The organism is Chryseobacterium culicis, assembly GCF_002979755.1.
Lineage (GTDB): Bacteria > Bacteroidota > Bacteroidia > Flavobacteriales > Weeksellaceae > Chryseobacterium > Chryseobacterium culicis_A.
Genome location: NZ_PCPP01000002.1, coordinates 719,564 through 740,590, shown reverse-complemented (window position 1 = coordinate 740,590; position 21,027 = coordinate 719,564). Strand labels below are relative to the sequence as shown.

General features: G+C 35.6%; 18 protein-coding genes. 8 read left to right on the top strand and 10 right to left on the bottom strand.

All coding sequences use genetic code 11. From position 1 onward, the window contains the following. Positions 1–2 precede the first annotated feature (2 nt). The 3 genes from CQ022_RS16460 to CQ022_RS16450 are packed head-to-tail and all read right to left on the bottom strand — an operon-like array spanning position 3 to position 2,716. Positions 3–794, bottom strand: coding sequence for a DUF4129 domain-containing protein (locus tag CQ022_RS16460; RefSeq protein ID WP_105683375.1), 792 nt, complete (start codon positions 792–794; stop codon positions 3–5). Next, positions 787–1,749, bottom strand: a complete 963-nt coding sequence (locus CQ022_RS16455) for a DUF4013 domain-containing protein (protein WP_105683374.1) — start codon at positions 1,747–1,749, stop codon at positions 787–789. Before CQ022_RS16455 ends, CQ022_RS16460 begins: the two co-directional genes overlap by 8 nt. Further along, positions 1,733–2,716: a stage II sporulation protein M gene (locus tag CQ022_RS16450; protein WP_105683373.1), complete on the bottom strand. Its 984-nt coding sequence runs from the start codon at positions 2,714–2,716 to the stop codon at positions 1,733–1,735. The genes CQ022_RS16455 and CQ022_RS16450 overlap by 17 nt, the downstream gene beginning before the upstream one ends. A 28-nt stretch (positions 2,717–2,744) precedes the next feature. Here CQ022_RS16450 and CQ022_RS16445 point away from each other — a divergent pair, with 28 nt between their 5' ends. Next, complete coding sequence (locus CQ022_RS16445) at positions 2,745–3,494, top strand: RDD family protein (RefSeq protein WP_105683372.1); 750 nt, start codon at positions 2,745–2,747, stop codon at positions 3,492–3,494. A 164-nt stretch (positions 3,495–3,658) separates the two neighbouring features. Further along, a complete protein-coding gene (locus CQ022_RS16440; RefSeq protein ID WP_105683371.1) occupies positions 3,659–3,949 on the top strand; it encodes a GNAT family N-acetyltransferase in 291 nt (96 codons plus the stop codon). Here CQ022_RS16440 and CQ022_RS16435 read toward each other — a convergent pair. From CQ022_RS16435 to smpB, 5 genes are all read right to left on the bottom strand, one after another. Next, positions 3,938–4,909 (bottom strand): glycosyltransferase family protein, encoded by a 972-nt coding sequence (locus CQ022_RS16435; RefSeq protein ID WP_105683370.1) that lies wholly within the window; start codon positions 4,907–4,909, stop codon positions 3,938–3,940. The genes CQ022_RS16440 and CQ022_RS16435 overlap by 12 nt on opposite strands. After that, on the bottom strand, positions 4,910–5,734 hold the full coding sequence (locus CQ022_RS16430; protein ID WP_105683369.1) for a UDP-2,3-diacylglucosamine diphosphatase: 825 nt from the start codon (positions 5,732–5,734) through the stop codon (positions 4,910–4,912). A 57-nt stretch (positions 5,735–5,791) separates the two neighbouring features. Next, positions 5,792–6,532, bottom strand: a complete 741-nt coding sequence (locus tag CQ022_RS16425; RefSeq protein ID WP_105683368.1) for a YebC/PmpR family DNA-binding transcriptional regulator — start codon at positions 6,530–6,532, stop codon at positions 5,792–5,794. A 95-nt stretch (positions 6,533–6,627) separates the two neighbouring features. Beyond that, positions 6,628–8,142, bottom strand: a complete 1,515-nt coding sequence (locus tag CQ022_RS16420; RefSeq protein WP_105683367.1) for an OmpA family protein — start codon at positions 8,140–8,142, stop codon at positions 6,628–6,630. A gap of 77 nt (positions 8,143–8,219) precedes the next feature. Then, positions 8,220–8,678 carry an SsrA-binding protein SmpB gene (gene smpB / locus CQ022_RS16415; RefSeq protein WP_105683426.1) on the bottom strand — a complete coding sequence of 153 codons (459 nt, stop codon included), beginning with the start codon at positions 8,676–8,678 and terminating at the stop codon, positions 8,220–8,222. 121 nt (positions 8,679–8,799) lie between these two features. On the opposite strand from smpB, the gene CQ022_RS16410 reads away from it, so the two are divergent. Then, positions 8,800–10,422, top strand: coding sequence for an ABC-F family ATP-binding cassette domain-containing protein (locus CQ022_RS16410; protein WP_105683366.1), 1,623 nt, complete (start codon positions 8,800–8,802; stop codon positions 10,420–10,422). 80 nt (positions 10,423–10,502) lie between these two features. Here the strand turns inward: CQ022_RS16410 and CQ022_RS16405 are convergent, their stop codons facing one another. After that, a complete protein-coding gene (locus CQ022_RS16405; protein ID WP_105683425.1) occupies positions 10,503–11,315 on the bottom strand; it encodes a M48 family metalloprotease in 813 nt (270 codons plus the stop codon). Between the two features lie 109 nt (positions 11,316–11,424). On the opposite strand from CQ022_RS16405, the gene recJ reads away from it, so the two are divergent. The 3 genes from recJ (at position 11,425) to CQ022_RS16390 (ending at position 14,278) form a co-directional block, all read left to right on the top strand. Next, positions 11,425–13,137 carry a single-stranded-DNA-specific exonuclease RecJ gene (gene recJ / locus CQ022_RS16400; RefSeq protein ID WP_105683365.1) on the top strand — a complete coding sequence of 571 codons (1,713 nt, stop codon included), beginning with the start codon at positions 11,425–11,427 and terminating at the stop codon, positions 13,135–13,137. A 133-nt stretch (positions 13,138–13,270) separates the two neighbouring features. Further along, positions 13,271–13,855, top strand: coding sequence for a nicotinate (nicotinamide) nucleotide adenylyltransferase (nadD, locus tag CQ022_RS16395; protein WP_105683364.1), 585 nt, complete (start codon positions 13,271–13,273; stop codon positions 13,853–13,855). Positions 13,856–13,939: 84 nt separating this feature from the next. After that, complete coding sequence (locus tag CQ022_RS16390; protein WP_079240268.1) at positions 13,940–14,278, top strand: DUF3817 domain-containing protein; 339 nt, start codon at positions 13,940–13,942, stop codon at positions 14,276–14,278. Positions 14,279–14,338: 60 nt separating this feature from the next. Here the strand turns inward: CQ022_RS16390 and CQ022_RS16385 are convergent, their stop codons facing one another. Continuing rightward, positions 14,339–16,120 carry a carboxypeptidase-like regulatory domain-containing protein gene (locus CQ022_RS16385; protein ID WP_105683363.1) on the bottom strand — a complete coding sequence of 594 codons (1,782 nt, stop codon included), beginning with the start codon at positions 16,118–16,120 and terminating at the stop codon, positions 14,339–14,341. 321 nt (positions 16,121–16,441) lie between these two features. Between CQ022_RS16385 and CQ022_RS16380 the strand changes: the two genes are divergently transcribed. Together CQ022_RS16380 and CQ022_RS16375 are read left to right on the top strand one after the other, a co-directional pair. Continuing rightward, positions 16,442–18,703 (top strand): outer membrane beta-barrel family protein, encoded by a 2,262-nt coding sequence (locus tag CQ022_RS16380; protein WP_105683362.1) that lies wholly within the window; start codon positions 16,442–16,444, stop codon positions 18,701–18,703. Positions 18,704–18,748: 45 nt separating this feature from the next. Continuing rightward, positions 18,749–21,016: a TonB-dependent receptor domain-containing protein gene (locus CQ022_RS16375; protein ID WP_105683361.1), complete on the top strand. Its 2,268-nt coding sequence runs from the start codon at positions 18,749–18,751 to the stop codon at positions 21,014–21,016. The last annotated feature ends 11 nt before the right edge of the window (positions 21,017–21,027 follow it).

The following is a 21,027-nucleotide window of genomic DNA, read 5'->3' as shown; positions in this document are numbered from 1 at the left end:
TGTTATGGTTTAAATGCCTGATACTGATTTTTAAATTTCTGATAGCTCTGTTCTTCAATACTGAATTCTCCATACCATACATAATCAAAAATATAAGACAGATTAGAGAAATCGTTTTTCAGATGGGGAGCCTTTATCTCTGTGGCATAATCCTTATTGGTTTTTTCCGGATTCCAGTTGATCAGTTTTTTGTCACTCAGTTTTTTAAGAATAAACAGAAACTGATAACGGACTGCTGAACGGTAATCTCCTGCATGTTCAAATTTTGCAATACTTTCAGGGAAATTGATTTCATGGATGTTCTCATGGAGTTCCTGAACGTTAAGATCCAGTTTTTTATTCTTTTTACCAAAAATAAAATTTCCATCTCTTCCCATAATGTATTTAATAATGAAGTAAAGCAGAAAACCTACAAGAATAATGGCAAACAGACGAATAAGAACCGTTGTAAATTCTGCAGACTTAGTCAATGTGGTTTCACCAAAAATTCCCTGTATAATCTGATTAAGCTTTCGCATCAACTTTTGAAAGAAAGATTCTCTAGGTTTTGATACTGAATAATCAAACTCCTTTCCTTTATATCTTGATGGAATATTTTCTTTGAATGTTTTCGGATACACCTCATTCTCTGATACCGGATATTTCATCAGTACAGAATCTGCACGCAGCATGTTTCTATAATGCCCGGTTGTATATAATGAATCTACCAGATCATCAGCAGTAGGATTATCGTCCTGAGCGCGAACCAACCCAAGAGAGAAAAAAAACAGTAATAAAAAAAGAATTTTATTCATTGATTCCAATCGTGTCTATTTCTGCAAGTTCTACTTTCTGATGAAGATCTGTTCTACTGTCGTAATACATTAATCCTGCATTCACATACATCAGGTTTGAAAGGAAAAATGAAAGCAGCATTGAAATTCCGTAGAAAACAAAAAACAAAATTCCGACAGTCCCGGTAAAAGGATTTTGTTCAAAGTTTCCATCCGGTGTTGTTGTAAGAAGCGATCCGTAAAAGAATATCATCGGAATAAATGTGAATATAGAGGTTACAATGTAAATAATAATAAACATTACAAATGCAGCACCCCAATATTTCCAGTATGGTGATTTTTCACTGCCATTCGGGTAAGAAAACTGTGATCTTAAAGCATAGCTCAGGCTTTCCCAGAAACCTCTGTCCGAATTAAAATAATCATACATCAGAAATGTAGTGAAATTAAATATGGTCGGATAAAGAAGCAATATCAGAAAGAATCCGATAATAATAAAAATAAGGATGTAAGAAAACCCTACGACAAACAATATGATCGGAGTAACGATAAAGATCATTCCCAGACACAGCTTCGCAATTCTTCCTGCATTATTCTTAAAGTCACCCAGAATTTCATCAGCTTTTATCTTTTCTGCACCTTGTGCAATTCTTTTTAAGTAAAAGACCGGATACAGATAATTGACGATCATCAGAACCATGAAAAGCAGGAAGGTAAGCAGCCCTACGGTAATCAGCATACCGGAGTTTTCTGAAAAATATTGTTCAAAATAATAGCTCTCACCGCCTAGATTGGATCCGAATATCTGAGAAAAGAATTCTTTATACCCAAATACTACAACGGTTACCATTAAAATCAAAAGTAAGCCATTGATCAGGATATAATTTTTAAAGTAATTCTTTCCGTATAATTTGAAAAAATTGAAACTGTCACTGATAAAAGTTCCAAAATCTCTTTTTTTATAAAATTGTATCATTGATGTGCTTATTAGTTTTTTTATAGACAACAGACGGATATACAAAATAGTAGAATCCTATTATTGCCAGTGAACCAAAAATAATGATTATGTTCAGAAACAAAGGCATTTTCAGTGCATGTCTTGTGACATAACCTTCTATGATCCCCGCACAAATAGTGAAAGGAACTGTACTTAAAAATATTTTAAATGAATCTTTAAATCCTTTTTTAAAAGAGTTGAATCTTGAAAACGTTCTCGGAAATAAAATAGAGGCTCCCAGAATCAATCCGCACATCGCTTCTACCACCATGGCAAAAATCTCAAAAACTCCGTGAAGCCATATTCCTCTGGCACTGTCTTTCAATGCTCCATAATCATAGAAAAAATATTGAAAAGCACCTAGCATCACACTGTTGGAAAGCAGGGCAAACAATGTTCCCACTCCTCCTGCAATTCCGTAAATATATAATTTTGCTCCTACCTGAATATTATTGAAAATAATCCCGATCGTACTTCCCCAGGTGCTTCCACTCTGATAAACTCCTACAGCATTATTATTTTTAATATTTTCAATGGTTTCGTTCACATATCCTTCCCCTAAAATAATATTCACAAAGTCTTTATCATAAATAGCAGAAAGTACTCCGATTGAAGTAAATAATATGAAAAAAAGAAACGCATACATCAGATATCTCCGGTACTGATACATCAGCAATGGGACCTCAGTTTTGAAAAAATAAATGAATCTGTTCTCCTCTACCCTTTTTGTTTTATAGATCTTCTGGAAAATCTGGGCAGATAAATGATTCAGATAAACTGTAGTATTGCTTTTAGGATAATAAGTCTGGGCAAAAGAAAGATCATTGATCAGGTTTATATACAATGAAGACAGGTCATCAGGATTTTTTTTAATTTTCCCTTGAATAACCTGTTCTATTCCCAACCATTTTTCTTTATTTTGTTTAATGAAATAAACTTCTCTCATAATTGTTAAGGCTAAAATAATAAAAAATATGTCTCAAATTGCGATAAATACCTCACAAAATGTAAATATTAATTTTAATATTGCAGGCGTAGGAGAAAGGATGCTTGCCTTCATTATTGATCTTCTGATCAGGATTGCTTATGTGGTGATTATCCTGTATTTATTCTTCAATATTTTCGATTTGGGATATTTGTTAGATGGCCTTGATGACTGGTCCATACGAGCGGTATATCTCATTCTTACCTTCCCTATTTATATTTATCCGCTTGTACTGGAAAGCCTTATGGAAGGGCAGACTCCTGGTAAAAAACTCATGAAAATCAAAGTGGTAAAGATTGACGGTTACCAGGCCAGTTTCGCAGATTATATGATCCGCTGGGTTTTCAGGATTGTAGATGTTTCATTTGCCGGAGTGGTAGGACTTATTTCTATGATTGTTTCTAAAAACAACCAGCGTTTGGGTGACATTGCTTCCGGAACAGCTGTTATTTCTCTAAAAAACAATATCAATATCTCCCATACCATCCTAGAGAATATCCATGAAAATTATATTCCTTCATTCCCACAGGTAATTGCTTTGAGTGATAATGATATGAGGATCATCAAAGATAACTATACAAAAGCCTTAAAAGTTGATGACCGCCAGATCATCAGTAAACTGTCTGATAAAATCAAAAGCATTTTGAAACTGGAAATAGATGCCACTAAAATGACGGAAAGACAGTTTATTAATGTTATTATTAAGGATTATAACTACTATACGGGGAAAGACAATTAGTGCAGTCAATGGTCAATTTTGCTTTGCAAGTGAATTGTTAATCTAGAATTCATTCCCTATTGCTTGTTGCTTGTTGCTTGTTGCTTGTTGCTTGTTGCTTGTTGCTTGTTGCTTATGCAAAGGTCGGTTCAATTTTTGTATCTTTATCATTAAAGTCCTGAATCATGAAATTTGAAAACAATAAATCCGGAAACGGCGGAGTTCTTACTTTAAACAACGAAATAAAAGAAGTTGGAAGGCTTACCTATACCATTTTCCCTGAAGACCATAAATTCATTATTTCTTTTGTACTGGTACACCCGGAATTTGAAGGGAGAGGAATGGGAAAATTTTTAGTAGAAGAAGCCATCAGATTTGCCAGAGAAAACAACTGGAAAGTATATCCACACTGTTCCTATGCAAGATCCGTAATGATGAGAATGAGTGATGTAGACGATATATTTTTAAAGAATTAAAACTTCATTGAGCAGGATATCTTCAATATCATCCGGATAATCCACCTTTAGATGATGGTCAGAAGCTACCCACTCCATAATTTCCTGAAGATTTAAAACCTTGGAATTGGGAATTCCCATTTTGTCCAGAGCGCATGCATTGCATTCCTGTTCATATTGATTGTGGATAGGAATCACAAATAGTTTTTTATCCATAAACAGTGCTTCTGCCGGAGTTTCAAAACCTGCGTTACATAATATTCCCTCACATCCTTCGAAATATTTCAGATACTGGCTTTCATCTATAGGAAATACTTCTACATTTTTTACTTTTACCTGTACTTTGCTGTATTTTGAAAATACTTTCCATTCCACAGGAATTTTTCTTAAAACCTTAATGATATTTTCATCTGCAAAACTGGGAAGGTAAACAAGATAATATCCCTGTTTATAAGGATTAAGATTTCTTATTTTTCTTCTGATTACAGGTTTTTTAATCTGTGGATGATAGTTTTCAAAATGAAACCCGATTTTCCTTTCACTGGGAACGTAGTATTTTAAGATCATTTCACCCAGAAAATCCTTTTTCTTTGGCTTGGGTGTTTCCGCAAAACTCATAGAAGCCTGATGACTAAGCTCTATCATCGGGAGCTTTTTCAACTTGGAAGCCCAGCCTGTCAAAGGCTCATAATCATTAATTATTAAATCATATTGGGAGAGTTCCAGTTCTCTGATTGTTTTGGCAGCTTCAAGGAATTTATTTTCCGTGAACGTTTTTCGATAGGATAAACCGCCTGTTTTGTTATAAAGAAGGGAAATACCCCTGTATTGGTAATTAATGTCGAAATCAGCTTTTAATTGCGACTGGTGTCCGCTGATCAGGGTATCAACAGATGCATATTTTTTGAGAAGAGGAATAATTTCCTGTGCTCTGGCAACATGTCCGTTTCCAGTACCCTGGAATGCATACAAAATCTTCATTTAGGAAAAGTTGGTTACAATTTTTAAAAGCGCAGAATTATCCATTTCAGGAATGTCTTCTACTTCATCATCTTTCAGTAAATGTTTATGCTCATCATAATAAAAAATCTTCCATTCTTTATCATGGTATTCTAAAGCGGAGAGATTTTCAATCCAGTCACCTGAATTCAGATAAGTGCAGGATCCTTTTTTATTAACAACCTCACGAATCTGTGGCTGGTGGATATGGCCACAAACAACATAATCATAATGGTTGTCAATTGCCAGCTCAGAAGCGGTCAGTTCAAAATCACCTATATATTTTACAGCTTTTTTCACATTGTTTTTGATCTTTTTCGAAAACGAGTATTTCTCTTTACCCATTTTTTCTAAGAACCAATTTACAACATTATTGATAACAATTAAAAGGTCATACCCTTTTCCGCCAAGTTTGGCGATCCATTTTGAATGCTGGACGGATGCATCGAAAACATCTCCATGAAATATCCAGGTCTTTTTCTGATCAATATTCAGACAGATCTTATTACAGACTTTCAGCTTTCCCAATTCAAAATCTGTGAACTTACGGAACATTTCATCGTGATTGCCTGTAATGTAATAGACATCTGTGTTCTTGGTAGCCAATGAAAGAATCTTTCTGATTACTTTCAAATGAGGTTTAGGGAAGTAAGACTTTTTAAACTGCCAGATATCAATAATATCACCGTTTAAAACTAAAGTTTTAGGCTGGATAGAATTGAGATATCTCAACAATTCTTTAGCCTTACATCCATAAGTTCCCAAATGAACATCCGATATAACAACTAATTCAACGTTTCTTTTCATAGTTTTGTACAAAGAAACTAATTGAAAATTAACTGTATATGAATGCTATATTATTTTTTATAAAGAGTTCATCAGCTCTTCTGTGATTTCCATGTTGTGGTAAACGTTTTGTACGTCGTCATCCTCTTCGAAACGCTCAAGCATTTTCATATTAGCTTTGAACTGTTCTGCATTTACTTCTTTTGTATTGTTTGGAATTCTTTGAAGTTCTGCACTTTTTGCTTCAATTCCCAGATCATCTAACTTGTGAGATAGCAAACCGAAATCTTCAAAAGCAGTTGTAATCATTACTTCCTCTTCATCTTTTTCTACATCTTCAGCACCGCCATCAATCATTTCCATTTCAAAATCATCCCAATCCATTTTGATCTGAGCCAAATCAATGGTAAAAATCCCCTTTCTGTCGAAGATAAATGCTAATTCACCATTTTTCCCAAGGTTACCATCAAACTTGTTGAAAACAGCTCTTACGTTGGCAACCGTTCTTGTTGTATTGTTTGTAGTACATTCTACAAAAAAAGCAACACCACCTTGTCCGTAACCTTCATATGTAATTTCTTCATAGTTCTCAGCATCAGCACCGCTAGCTTTCTTAATTGCACGTTCTACATTATCCTTAGGCATGTTTGCCCCTTTCGCATTCTGGATACATCTTCTCAACGCAGGATTAGATTCCGGATCTGTTCCACCCGCTTTTACAGCCAATGCAATATCCTTTCCTATTTTAGAGAATGTTTTGGCCATTTTATCCCATCTGGCCATTTTAGACGCTTTTCTATATTCAAATGCTCTTCCCATTTTAATTTTTAAATTTCCAACAAAATTACTCAAAAGTCAACAAAAAAAAAATACCTCCAATCAAATTGGAGGTATTCATTATTTAGAAAAATTAATTATTTTTTCTTTTTAGCTGGAGCTTTTTTAGCCGGAGCTTTTTTAGCACCTTTCTTAACAGCTTTTTTAGCTGGTTTAGCTACAGTTAAGTCATTTTTCTTGTAAGTATCCCACTCAGCACCTGAGATCGCTCTTACGATAACTTTTCTGTCTTGTTGTCTTTCAGCATCACTTGCAGTTGCAGGAACAGTAGCTTCCTGAGAACCGATACCGATAGATTTCAATGTTGCAGGGTTTACACCTCTAGCTTCTAAAGCACCTACTACAGCAGCAGCTCTTTGTTTAGAAAGTTTCAAGTTGTAAGCAGCAGCACCTTTAGCATCTGTCATACCTACTACTACGAAGTTTTCAGCTGGAGCATCTTTGATGATCTTAGCAGCACTGTCTAATTTATCGTTAGACTGAGGTCTGATTGTAGCTTTGTTGAAATCAAATAAGATATCTTTAAGAGCTTCAGTAGCTACAACAGCAGTTGGCTTCTTAGGAGCTGGACATCCGTTGTATTCAGGAAGACCTGGAACAGTAGGACAAGCATCATCTTTATCTAGGATACCGTCGCCGTCTGTATCTGGCCAAGGACAACCGTTGTTTTCAGCAGGACCTGCTACTGTAGGACAAGCGTCATCTTTGTCGATTACACCATCACCGTCAGTATCTGGCCAAGGGCATCCGTTGTTTTCAACTGGACCTGCCACTTCTGGACATTGATCGTCTTTATCTGGAACTCCGTCACCGTCAGTATCAGGACATCCTTGGAATTCTGGTAAACCTGGAGTATCTGGACAAAGGTCATCTTTATCTAGGATACCATCCTTATCTCTGTCTCTGTTTCCAAATCTGAATAAGATAGAAGCAGAAGCTTGCCAAAAGTTAGCAACTGTAGATTTGTCACCTGGAGTGGATACGTAATCTCCCTGAACACCAAGACCGAAGTTTTTAGTTACCCAGAAGTTAGCACCAGCACCTGTAGCTACAGTAAAGTGGTTAGCTTTACCGTTTTCATTACCATCCTTACCGTTTGAAACATTTTCGATTGCGTTACCGTTAGCATCAACAGATGTTCTAGGGAAAGTAAGAGCTGTATAGTCATGTCTTAAGTAGTTAGCACCAACTCTTAAATATGGATCAAACCAAGATTCTTCGTTCCATAAAAGACCTGCAGCGTGAGCCTGGAAACCAAGACCTGTCATTAGGAAAAATTCTTTCCCCATGTTGAATCTTTTGTTTTCAACATTTCCAACAGAAGTTTGCCAGTCAATTACTAAACCTTTACCAACGTTTCTAGCAACTGTTAACTTAGATAGTGGAGGTGTAATAGAAAAGTTGTTCACATTGAACATACTTTTTGTCAAATTGTTAGCAGAGAACGTATTACTGAAGTTACCTCTTGCTGCTACATGGTTTTCAGCATGAGCACCAACTCCGATTAACCACGGATTGTTGGTAGTCTGTGCGAAAACAGTAGAGGCAACAGTAAGCGCCAATGCTGAAATTCCTAATTTTAGATTTTTCATAGAATTAAATGATTAAATAATTGATAATGCAAAATAAATATAATTTTTCTTTATATACAAAGTTTTTCAAATGATTTTTAACTTTTCTTTAATATTCTGTCGAGGTTCCGTTTATTTTCTCTATCTTTTATCGCCTCCCTTTTATCGAAAAGCTTTTTCCCTCTACCAAGTGCTATCAGCACCTTCGCTTTCCCTCTTTCAGTGATATATAATTTTAAAGGTACTATGGTGTTCCCAGCATCCTTTAACTTTTTTTCAAGTTTTTGCAATTCTTTTTTGTGCAAGAGCAATTTCCGTTCCCTTTTTGTTTTATGATTGTAAAAAGTTCCTAATTTATACTCATCAATCATCATGTTGATGATATATAACTCCCCATCAATAAACTGACAGAACGATTCTGTGATAGATGCTTTGGATGAACGTAAAGATTTTATTTCTGTACCCGTCAAAACCATTCCTGCTTCGTATTCTTCAAGAATTTCATACTCAAAGCGGGCTCTTTTGTTTAATATGTTAACTGTTTTCTCAATCTTCATCATTTTAAAATTTCGTTAATGAAATATATAAAAAATACCATACATTTAAAAACTTGACTATTATAATATTACAAAATACCCAAATTCTTTTCGTATTTTTGCGCCAAATTTACAAAACTATATGTTAACAGTATCTAACTTATCTTTACAATTCGGGAAAAGAATTCTTTTTGACGAGGTAAATATTATGTTTACCAAAGGAAACTGCTACGGAATCATCGGAGCAAACGGTGCGGGAAAGTCTACATTCCTGAAAATATTAACAGGAAAGCAGGATCCTACAACAGGACATGTATCTCTGGAACCAGGGAAAAGAATGTCAGTTTTGGAGCAGGATCACTTTGCTTATGATCAGTTTACTGTTCTTGAAGCGGTCTTAAGAGGTAATAAGAAATTATTTGAGATAAAAGAGGAAATGGATGCGTTATACGCAAAAGAAGATTTCTCTGACGAAGACGGTATTAAAGCCGGTGAACTAGGTGTAGTTTATGATGAAATGGGAGGATGGACAGCAGAATCTGATGCTCAGACGATGCTTTCTAACGTTGGAATCACTGATGATATGCACTGGCAGCTGATGGGTGAACTTGAGAACAAAGACAAAGTAAAGGTTCTTTTGGCTCAGGCACTTTTCGGAAATCCTGATGTATTGATTCTGGATGAGCCTACCAATGACCTTGACATTGATACCATCTCATGGCTGGAGGATTTCCTTGCAGACTATGAAAATACTGTCATTGTTGTATCTCACGACCGTCACTTCTTAGATACGGTTTGTACACACATTGGTGACCTTGATTATTCTAAGCTTAACCTTTATACAGGAAACTACTCTTTCTGGTATCAGGCATCTCAGCTGGCAACAAGACAAAGAGCTCAGGCAAACAAGAAAGCTGAAGAGAAGAAAAAAGAACTTCAGGATTTCATCGCCAGATTCAGTTCTAACGTTGCTAAGGCAAAACAGGCTACTGCAAGAAAGAAAATGATCGACAAATTAAATATTGACGATATCAAACCATCTTCAAGAAGATATCCTGCCATTATTTTCGAAATGGAAAGAGAGGCCGGAGATCAGATTTTAGATGTAAAAGGTCTTGAGAAAACAAAAGACGGAGAATTACTATTCTCTAATATTGATTTAAATCTTAAAAAAGGAGATAAAGTAGCTGTACTTTCTAAAAACTCTTTAGCCATTACAGAATTTTTTGAGATTCTAGCTGGAAATGTTCAGGCTGACAAAGGAACTGTTGCTTGGGGAGTTACTACCAATCAGTCTCACATGCCTTTGGACAACACCAACTTCTTCCAGGAAGACCTAAGTTTAGTGGACTGGTTAAGACAGTTTACAAAAAATGACGAAGAGCGTCACGAAGAATTCGTAAGAGGATTTTTGGGAAGAATGCTTTTCTCAGGTGATGAGGCTTTAAAATCATGTAAAGTACTTTCAGGAGGTGAAAAAATGAGATGTATGTTCAGTAGAATGATGCTTCAGAAAGCTAACGTTCTTTTACTGGATGAACCAACCAACCACTTAGACCTTGAAAGTATCACCACTTTGAACAACTCTTTATCCAACTTCAAAGGAAATCTTTTACTGGCATCTCATGACCACGAAATGCTTTCAACAGTCTGTAACAGAATCATTGAACTGACTCCTACCGGAATCATCGACAGAGAAATGACGTATGACGAATACCTTGCTGATAAAAAGGTAAAAGAATTAAGAGAAAAAATGTATTCTTAATCCGAACAACATTAAAATCTATATAAAAATACCTCAAAGCGTGCTTTGAGGTATTTTTGTTTAAACAATAAATAAAATAATTATTTCGTCAATTTTGCTGTTGGTAAAGAAACCGTTCCCGGATCTTTCCATAACCCTTCTTTTTCAGCTTTCTTTTTAACAGCCTCTGCCCTTTTATTACTATCCGGGTGAGAATTGAACATTTTCTCAAAATTCGTTTGTGTACTTCCTTCTGAAAGTAAAGCTAGCTTTTTGAAGGCCGTATAAGCTCCTACTACATCATATTTATTCGCTTTCATAAAATCATAGGAGTAAGTATCTGCTTCCGACTCCTGTTTTTTACTGTGGGAAGCATCTAAAAATGCATTCGCCATCTTTCCTACCTGAGTTTCATTAAGAGTAGCTACAGCAGAAGAAGCTGATGATGCGGCATCTAATGCAGCAGCCTTCAGGTAAGCCGATTTCATCGCATCTTTAGTATCCTGATTTTTTACATGCCCGATTTCGTGTCCGATTACGGCAAGCAATTCATTGTCAGTCATGATATCCATTAATGAAGAGAATACGCGTACACTTCCGTCTGCACAGGCAAACGCATTGATATCTTTCACTTTATAGACTTTATAGTTTAAGTTCAGACCGTCCTGAGATTTGTGTTTTCCAAACAATTTGTTCAGTCTCACAGTATATGGATCTTTTGGTCCTGCTACAGGGTTATTTTTATCCATCCAATCTACAGATTCTTTGGATAATTTGATAGCATCTTCGTTGGTAAATGTTAAGGATTTTGCACTATTTGAAACCATTCCGGCAGCTTTTCCGAGGTTAATTTTCTGTGCGTTGATCGAATACGCAGCCCCCAGCAAAAGAAGGCTTAGAGTAATTTTTTTCATGGTCATTTAAAATTTGGAGCACGAAGGTAGCTTTTTTTTAACAATTATTAAGTCAAAACTTCGTTTCAGTTCTTCACAGAATGCTATTTTTTTTCCTTATTTTTGTGAAATGAGTCAAAAATGGATTTACAAGCCTGAACCCGATGAGGAAGTTGTGGACAGACTAAGTTCGTCACTTGGTTTTGGTACTTTTGAATCTAAAGTCCTCGTTCTTAGGGGAATTGACAATTATCAAAAGGCCAGAGAATTCTTCAAACCTAATCTTAACGATATACACAATCCGTTTTTAATGGCAGACATGCAAAAAGCTGTAGAGCGTATTGCCACTGCAATTGAAAATGGTGAAAAAATATTGGTATATGGTGACTATGATGTGGACGGAACCACAGCAGTTGCCTTGATGTACCTTTATCTCAGCAAAATTGTTGAGAAAAAATATCTGGACTATTATATTCCGGACAGAAATTCTGAAGGATATGGAATTTCCACGGAAGGAATTGATTTCGCCAAAGAAAATGGTTTTTCATTAATCATTGCTCTCGACTGTGGAATTAAGGCAATTGATATGATCAACTATGCCAGTAATCTGGATATTGATTTTATTATTTGTGACCATCACCTTCCGGGTGAAGAAATTCCCAATGCAGCCGCTGTACTTGACCCTAAAAGAAGTGACTGCCGATATCCTTTCAAGGAACTTTCAGGATGTGGTGTTGGTTTTAAACTTTGCCAGGGACTTAATACAATCTATAAATTACCGGAGGCAGAGTTATTTGAACTAACAGACCTGTTGGCCATCTCAATTGCCGCAGATATTGTTTCCATGACAGGAGAAAACAGAGTCTTGGCTAAAATGGGATTAAAAACCCTCAGAAAAACCAGAAATCTTGGTTTAAGATTATTGATCCCTGAGGATAAGCTTTCTCATTTTGAAATTTCCAATATTGTTTTTGAAATAGCTCCTAAAATAAATGCTGCAGGACGAATTTCTCATGGTAAAGCAGCCGTAGAACTTATGGTTTCCGACAATCTGAAACATGCGAATCAGATTGTAAATGATATCATGAACCTTAACGATGAAAGGCGTGAACTGGATATGAATTCCACACTTTCGGCCCTAAATCAGATTATAGAATCCCAGCAAGAGACCAAACATACCACCATCGTTTATCATCCTGAATGGAATAAGGGAGTAATTGGTATTGTAGCCTCTAGACTTATTGAAACGTATTACAAACCAACCCTTGTATTTACCGATGGTAATAATGGGGAAATGGTAGCTTCCGCAAGATCTGTTTCTGATTTTGATGTACATGAAGCGCTGGATATGTGTTCTGAATATTTTCTTAAATTCGGAGGTCATCATGCTGCCGCTGGACTTTCGATGGAGAAAGATAAGTTTGATGCTTTCAAGGAAAAATTTGAAAGAATTGTTTCTGAAAAAATCAAAGAGCATCAGAAAGAACCATCTATAACTATTGATACGGAAATTAAAGTTGATGAGATCAACAGAGAGTTTATCAATTTCCACAGAAAGCTGGCTCCCTTTGGTCCTCATAATATGAAACCTATTTTTACATTAACGGATCAGAGGCTTTCCGGGTATGTAAAAACAATGGGAAAAGATAATAATCACCTGAAGTTTTATATCAGACAGGAATCTACGGGACGAAATATTGAATGTGTAGGATTCAAACTGGGACAGTTTGTTGAGGATTTTAAAAATAAAAATTTCGATCTTGCTTTTACCCTGGAAGAAAATCACTGGAAAGGCAATGTGACCCATTATCTCAATATCAAAGATGTAAAATTCAGAGAGTAACTGAGGTTGCAGGATTTAGGTTGCAGGTAAAATCAGAATCAACAGGAAATTCTGTCAACCTAAAAACTTGATTTCCTTGTTTATATTTTAAAGCACTATCACCTATTATCAGCTACCTACTCCCTAACAAAAAATGAAAAAAATCGGTTTATTTTTCGGATCATTCAATCCTATTCATATCGGGCATCTTATTCTGGCCAATTATATTCTGGAAAATTCTGATATGGATGAGCTTTGGTTTGTGGTAAGTCCGCAAAATCCGTTTAAAGACAAAAAATCTTTACTGAATGACCATAACAGACTTGATATGGTACAGCTTGCCGTAAAGAATTATCCCAATATGAGAGCTTCGAATGTTGAGTTCTCCCTTCCCAAGCCAAGTTATACTATTGATACCCTTACTTATCTTCATGAAAAATATCCTGATTATTCTTTCAGTCTGATTATGGGAGAAGATAATCTGAAAGGCCTTCACAAATGGAAAAATTCTGATACGCTGATCAAAAATCATCATATCATTGTTTATCCAAGAGTATTTGAAGGAGAGAAAAAAGATTCTGAATATTTACAGCATGAAAATATCTCTCTCATCAAGGCACCTGTCATAGAACTTTCAGCTACAGAAATCCGTAATATGGTCAGGGATGGTAAAAATGTAAGACCTATGCTTCCACCTGAAGTTTTTGAATATTTGGATGGTAGCAGTTTTTATAAGTAATTTTGCAAATCAGAAATGAGAGGCTAAAAACTAAAAGCCGGAGAAAGACTCTTACCTTTTAACTCTCACCTCATAACTCAAGAAATGGACTTCATCGAAAAACTTTTTTCAAAATATTCTCAGGAAAAAATTATCAAATGGTTTAAACAGATTTGCCTTGCAGAAGCCATTTCATGTCTTTTACTGTACGGTGTTGCGATGATCTGGATCCGATATGATGAAAATTTATATTCTATTATATTCATCAGCGTTATTGGCAGTTTACACGGATTATTTTTCACCCTTTATCTTTTGCTCTGCCTTCCGGCAAGAAAAATTTATAATTGGGATGATGAAGATTTTGTTTTTGCTTTATTATCTGCATTCTTCCCTTTTGCAACGGTTTGGGTAGATAAAAAGCTAGCCCGATTCGACAGAGAATAAATAATGATATATTACATAAAAAAAGGACCTTTTCGGTCCTTTTTATTTTTACTGCGGTGATTACAAATCACGTTTCACATGTCCTGTTGCTGTGAAGGTATGATTTCCTGAATTATCGGTGTATGTACCATTAACGGTAAAATCAATGTAGTCTCCTAAAGCTCCAAAAGAAGTTATATCGACAACCAGATTTCCATTATTTGATGTAATAGAACCTCCAGAAAATTCAAACCCATAATATGAAGTAAAACTTGCAGCAACTCCCAACATATTGTTCTGATTCATAAAGAAAAAGGGACCTGCGGAATTCATTGAGTTTATTCTCAATTGCTTGGCCGATATAATTGGTGATGTGGTTGTAAGTCCTCCCCATTGTACATTGAACAGTCCCACTATATTAACGGTTGGTTGATTATCAATTTTATAACTGATCAATTCATTCAAAGAATTACAAACCATGATATTCCCCAAATTTACTGTAGTAGATGGAGCTGTGAAGGTTACTTCATTGGTGCTTTGTAAATTAATGGCATCAAAACCTTCATAAGTAAACTGAGGATTTGCAGTACATGCATACGTGTTGAATGTAAAACCTCCGGTACTATTTACAGGCAATGATACATACTGAAAATAGCTAGTACTCGTGCCTGGTTTTAATATTACATAGCCATCGGTAACATCAGTATTTGCACAAGTTTTCAGACTTCCCTGAATTGTATAATTCAAAGATATAGAAGAGCTTATGGTAATTTCAGGAATTGTTGTTATGATTCCAACCGGAAGAGGACCAACATTAGAGCTATATAGTACATTATTGCAAACATCATAAACTTTTAAAACAAGAACTTCCCCTGCAGGAACAATTCCGGAGATCGTTCCTGTATTATCAGTCATTCCAAAAATCTCATAGGGTTGAGGGTTTCTCTTTAAAGCTACCTTAACATTGGGTAACACCTGTCCTGCTGCATTTTTTACAGTTACTTTCAGGGTTGCCTGTGGAAACTGTGCATCATAATTCCACCAGGAAAAATGACTTACTGTTCCTACATAGGTATTTCCCATCTTTGTTGCAGAGCCTTCTTCTTTCCACATTCCGGTATCTTCATTATAAGACCATAGGGGTATTGTGGCTGGTGAGCTGGACGTTTGTGCAGCATCTACCGGAACAGTAATTTCTGCGGTATGGCCGTTTGCAATCTGAAGATTCTGTCCGGAACTTCCTGTTAATTGAACATGGAGCATCCCAAAAGTTTCCATCACTCTGGCATTTCCTGCTGAGTTGGTTGCCAAAAAAGATCCTGGCATTAATTCATTAAGATATGGGTTGGATGGTGCCAAGTGAAAAACTCCCACGCTCACATTTCCTGAATAGGCATTTCCGTTGGCATCTTTAAAACTTCCATCGAATTTTACTTTAGTTCCGTTAGGTAATGAAACCGTAGAGATAGACCCCGTGGCAATTGTAGCTGTAATTGTTACAGGAATCATCATGATATTCACTCTATTTATTCCGTTGGTAGGAACTAAAACCCGTGATGCATTTACAAAACCTGCTTTTGTTACTTTTACATGGGCAAAATTTTCTTTTACCGAAGCATTCTTCAATGTAAAAAGGCCTTTAAGGTTAGTTGTTGCCGTATTAGCTCCAATGGTAACTGTTGCTCCGGAAACCGGATTTCCGTTTGTATCAAGAACAAGACCCTGAAAATTCTTTTGTGCTGTATTCCCAAAATTATAATTAGAGGGAGAATCTGATGGGTTTCCATCTATTTCTACGAAAGATTCACTTTTACATGAAAATAATAAGATAAAGAATAAAAATAAAGGGTAAAATTTTCTCATATGGTATTAATTTTTAGTTTTCACTAAATTAATAATAAAATACCATCACCGATCTATTTTATTATTTTTCTTCATTTTTAAAAAAAATCTTCATTAATTTTTTGGTTCGATGTAACAATTAACATCAGTTATTTGTCTTATTATACAGAAAGGTCAAGCAATCAATATTTTTAATGTAATTTTTATTAACTGATAATCAATCAATTATAATTATTCAAAAATATTTTTAAGTACTTTGTATTGCATGATACTAAATTTATTATATATCTTTGCAATGTTAAATAACTAACCATACAAGCTATTAATTAAAAAAGAATAATCATGAAGACTCAAATTCTTATTGCAGCACTATTTTTCGGTGGACTTATCACTGCCCAGCAGAAAAAAGACAGTATGAAAGTAAATGCTATTGATGCAGTGAATATCAAGAAGCAGGTTTTCAAAAAACAAGGAGACCGTTTGGTATATGATGTAGCTTCTTCATCTATTGCCAAAGGAACAAACACCTTTACTCTTTTAAAACAAACTCCGATGATTTCCAGTATTGATGGAAAAACGTTGAAGATCCTGGGAAAAAATGATGCGATCATCTATATCAACAATAAGAAAACCAATATGGACGCTGAGGCATTGATTGAAATGCTGAAGTCTACTCCATCTGAGGATATCCAAAAAATTGAGGTGATTACAGTTCCGGGAAGTGAATTCCAGGTTGAGTCTAAAGAAGGAGTAATCAATATTGTAATGAAAAAAAGCAAAAATAACGGCTACAACGGAACGCTGAAAATGCAGAATGAGCAAGGTTATTACAATAATCCCAATGCTGGAGCTTCATTTAATTTCAGACAAGGAAAGTGGTCTGGGAATTCTAATTTCAGAATGGGAAGCTGGACAGACAGACAAAGATATACGCTGTCTAACGGAGATCCTACTTTCAAAAATGAATCTTTTGGATTTAATGATGATCCTAATAAAAATTTTGGAGGAGGTTTCAATGTTGATTATGAGATCAATAAAAAACACAGTTTTGGATTCTCTTACAACATGAGATATAATAAAAGCTTCAATTCTGTACTGGATATTACGAACTGGCAAAACGGCGTATTAAATAACAGAACAGTCAATAACGAGGATGCGCAAACCAGAAATCATTCTTTCAATTTGAATTATGAGATGAAAACAGATTCTCTGGGAAGTAAGCTTACCTCAAACGTTTCTTACCTGTGGTTCAACAGGGATAAAGTAAGTTTCAATGAAAGTTTTCCTTTAACAAACGATACGATCAACAAGTATTCAGCGCTTCATCAATCAGTCCCTCAGATCATTAACAATTATGCCGCTAATATCGATTACCTGAAAAAAACGGCTAAAGGCGCAACATGGTTAATGGGAATCAGCTACAATCATACGAACACGGATAATGATACCAAACAAGACAAATTAGTAGGTGGTGATTTTGTGATAGATCCTAAACAAACCAATCACTTCATTTATAAAGAAAATATATTGGGTATTTACCTGAACTATGAACGTAAACTGACTGAAAAAATATCCGGAAAAATAGGAGCCCGCTACGAGATGACCAGAAGTACCGGAGAGATTCTGGAAAAAACAGGATTCGAAAGAAACTACAATAACCTTTTACCTTACCTGAATTTAAATTATGCCATCAATTCTGATCACAATCTGAGTTATACTTTCTCAAGCAGAATCAGAAGACCAAGATTTTGGGAACTCAATCCGTCCAGAACCTATTTCACTCCTACGAATTATACACAGAACAATCCATTTGTTCTTGCTTCAAAATTTTATAATCAGGAGCTGAACTATATGTACAAAAATGCATTCTATGCCAATCTTAGCTTTAATATGGTGGAAGATGCATCTGCTTCTGACATGCTTCCGTTACAGGGAACTTTAACCACTCCAGAAAGGGATAAAAATGGAAATATAGTCTATGGCCCAGGCGGAAATATGATCATGAAAACAACAAGATTTTTAAGATATATAAGAACCAATTACGGTAAAAACAGAGAGCTCGCACTTACGCTGGGAATGAACAAATCATGGTTCAAAGACATATGGACAACCAACTATTCTGTTAATTTAGGCTATGTTACCTACAAAGGAGGAGTATGGGAAGATCCAACTTCTCAACTGGGTCAGTACGAATCCGAGTCACTGGATCCATATATCATTGATGTAAAAAACTACAATATGTCCGCAACGATCAATAACGTCATCAGACTTTCATCTAAAAAAGACTGGTTCTTAGGAGTTAATTACTTCTTTGCAAGCCAGACCGCTATGGAAGGAGGTATGATAGGCGCCAGACAAAGCTTTGATTTCAGTCTGAAAAAAATTGCAGGGGACTGGACGATTGTAGCGGAAGTGAGTGACTTATTTAATCAAAGCTTCTACAGAGTCAGAGGAGTACAGCCTAACGGAAAGTTTAATAATATCACCAACTTCAATTATCCAAGGCTCATGAGCATCGGTGTTACCTACAATTTCGGAAACCAGAAACTGAAAAAAGCAAGGGAAATGAAATCAGCGAATGATGCTGTAAAATCAAGAACCTAATCTATACAACCTATACCACTAAATCCACTCTTAAATAAAAACAACATGAAACGTATAATTTTGTCAATGGCCATCGTATTCGGTACTTGTGCATTTGCTCAGGAAAAGAAATCTGATACGGCAAAAACAAAAAATATAGAAGGAGTTACCATCACAAAACAGGTTTTCAAAAAGCAAAGTGACCGTTTTGTATATGATGTAGCAGCATCTCCTGTAGCCAAAGGAAATACCACTTTTGATCTCCTTAAACAGACTCCATTATTATCTTCCACAGATGATAAAACATTGAAAATTGCAGGGAAAAATAATGCGCTGATCTATATCAACGGAAGAAAAAGCAATATGGATTCTGAGTCTCTGGCTCAGTTCCTGAAGAATACTCCCGCTGAAAACATCCAGAAAATTGAAGTGATTACAGTACCCGGAAGTGAGTATCAGGTAGAATCATCAGATGGGATCATTAATATTGTTTTAAAGAAAAAAATGAGTGACGGTCTCAATGGAAACATGAGAATGTCTAATACCACTAATAAATATAACGGAAGCCAGGCAAGCTTCTCTGCCAATTACAGAAAAAACAAACTGGGAGTAAGCGCCAGCCTTAGTGGTGGTGAAAATATTGAGGCACAAACTTACACGTTAAGAAACGGAACAGCCAAGACCTCTAACGAATCTACTGGAGATATTGATGATCCGAATAAAAACATCGGAGGTTATCTGAATATTGATTACCAGCTGAACGACAAAAGCAATCTGGCCTTATCATGGAATACCTGGGCTAATAAAAGTTACAATTCAACAGTAGCTTTGTTTAATACGATAAAAAAAGAAAACGCAAAAGAACCAGAATATACCTGGTCCAAAAACAAAGAAGATGCACGATCTTATAATAATTCTGTGAATTTAAATTATGAATTAAAAACAGATTCATTAGGCAGTAAACTTAATGTAAATGCAGCTTATCTTAACTACAGAAGATTTCAGTTCACAGATAACCAAACCTTCGCTTCGGATATTGACAGAGTTGTAGGAAAAAGAACAAGACAAGTTATGCAGGATCTTCCACAGATCATTAATAACTTCTCCGGAATGGTGGATTATAATCAAAAGTTTAAAAATGATCTGACTGTATCTATAGGCGGAAATTACAACAAAACCAAAACCGATAACGATTCTAAAAACATTACTTATTCTTTTAATCCCGTAAAAGCTCCGGATTCAAGACCTAACCATTTTATCTATGATGAAAACATCTACGGAATGTATATTACCGTTGAGAAAAAAATTTCCGACAAACTTTCTGGAAAAGTAGGAGCCCGATACGAGATTACCAACAGTTTGGGAACTTCTGACAACGCTCCCACAGAGGCTCTTAGAAGAATTGAAAGAAATTACAAAAACCTTCTTCCCTATCTAAGCCTAAATTATGCAATTAATGATAAAAACAATATTTCTTATTCCTTCTCTAGCAGAATGAGAAGACCAAGTTTCTGGGAACTTAATCCGGTAAGAAACATCCTGACAGATGATAATTATACTCAGAATGACCCATTTGTAAAGGCCTCTTCCACCTATAATCAGGAGCTTACTTATATGTACAAAAATTCATATTTCCTGATTTTAAACCATTCTTATATTCAGGATGCGATCACACAGGTTCCGCTGCAGGGTTATCCTGTATCACCTGAAGGTAAAATAGGAGAAAATCCTGCTTTAAGGTATATAAGAACCAACTTTGGAAATAAGCAGGAAATGTCCGCGATGGTAGGTATTCAGAAATCGTTTTTTAAACAATACTGGACGACCAACTTTAATATTGGGGTGCAGCATAATATTAACAATGGGAGTCTTGATACTGATCCAACTACCGGAGACCGCTTCAAAGATGACAAAGGACCTGAAGGGAAATTTATTACCTATACCAATAAAACCAATTCTACCAGTCTTCTGATCCAGACCAACAATACCATCCGCCTTGATAAAAAGAAAACATGGTTCTTTGGACTTAATTACTTCTTCGTAGACAAGCAGCAGATTGAGCTTGGTTCTTTGAAAAATTTAATGAGTTTAGACCTCAGCCTTAAGAAAATGTGGAACGACTGGACTTTTGCAGTGAATGTAAATGATATTCTTAATACCAACATTGTTAAAATTGAAGACTTTCAAGAAAACGGAAATTATAATTACATCCATCAAAACCGTTACAACAGAAGTTTAACAGTAAGCCTTACCTACAATTTCGGAAATCAGAAAGTGAAAAAGGTAAGAGACATCGAAGGGGCTTCAGATGCTATTAAAAGCAGAACAAGATAAAAAGAAATTTC

Coding starts and splice junctions, on each gene's coding strand:
- CQ022_RS16440 (WP_105683371.1), top strand. CDS start 3,659: ATGAAATTTGAAAACAATAAATCCGGAAACGGCGGAGTTCTTACTTTA.
- CQ022_RS16450 (WP_105683373.1), bottom strand. CDS start 2,716: ATGAGAGAAGTTTATTTCATTAAACAAAATAAAGAAAAATGGTTGGGA.
- CQ022_RS16435 (WP_105683370.1), bottom strand. CDS start 4,909: ATGAAGATTTTGTATGCATTCCAGGGTACTGGAAACGGACATGTTGCC.
- recJ (WP_105683365.1), top strand. CDS start 11,425: ATGAGTCAAAAATGGATTTACAAGCCTGAACCCGATGAGGAAGTTGTG.
- CQ022_RS16425 (WP_105683368.1), bottom strand. CDS start 6,532: ATGGGAAGAGCATTTGAATATAGAAAAGCGTCTAAAATGGCCAGATGG.
- CQ022_RS16430 (WP_105683369.1), bottom strand. CDS start 5,734: ATGAAAAGAAACGTTGAATTAGTTGTTATATCGGATGTTCATTTGGGA.
- smpB (WP_105683426.1), bottom strand. CDS start 8,678: ATGAAGATTGAGAAAACAGTTAACATATTAAACAAAAGAGCCCGCTTT.
- CQ022_RS16445 (WP_105683372.1), top strand. CDS start 2,745: ATGTCTCAAATTGCGATAAATACCTCACAAAATGTAAATATTAATTTT.
- CQ022_RS16410 (WP_105683366.1), top strand. CDS start 8,800: ATGTTAACAGTATCTAACTTATCTTTACAATTCGGGAAAAGAATTCTT.
- CQ022_RS16455 (WP_105683374.1), bottom strand. CDS start 1,749: ATGATACAATTTTATAAAAAAAGAGATTTTGGAACTTTTATCAGTGAC.
- CQ022_RS16380 (WP_105683362.1), top strand. CDS start 16,442: ATGAAGACTCAAATTCTTATTGCAGCACTATTTTTCGGTGGACTTATC.
- CQ022_RS16390 (WP_079240268.1), top strand. CDS start 13,940: ATGGACTTCATCGAAAAACTTTTTTCAAAATATTCTCAGGAAAAAATT.
- CQ022_RS16420 (WP_105683367.1), bottom strand. CDS start 8,142: ATGAAAAATCTAAAATTAGGAATTTCAGCATTGGCGCTTACTGTTGCC.
- nadD (WP_105683364.1), top strand. CDS start 13,271: ATGAAAAAAATCGGTTTATTTTTCGGATCATTCAATCCTATTCATATC.
- CQ022_RS16460 (WP_105683375.1), bottom strand. CDS start 794: ATGAATAAAATTCTTTTTTTATTACTGTTTTTTTTCTCTCTTGGGTTG.
- CQ022_RS16375 (WP_105683361.1), top strand. CDS start 18,749: ATGAAACGTATAATTTTGTCAATGGCCATCGTATTCGGTACTTGTGCA.
- CQ022_RS16405 (WP_105683425.1), bottom strand. CDS start 11,315: ATGAAAAAAATTACTCTAAGCCTTCTTTTGCTGGGGGCTGCGTATTCG.
- CQ022_RS16385 (WP_105683363.1), bottom strand. CDS start 16,120: ATGAGAAAATTTTACCCTTTATTTTTATTCTTTATCTTATTATTTTCA.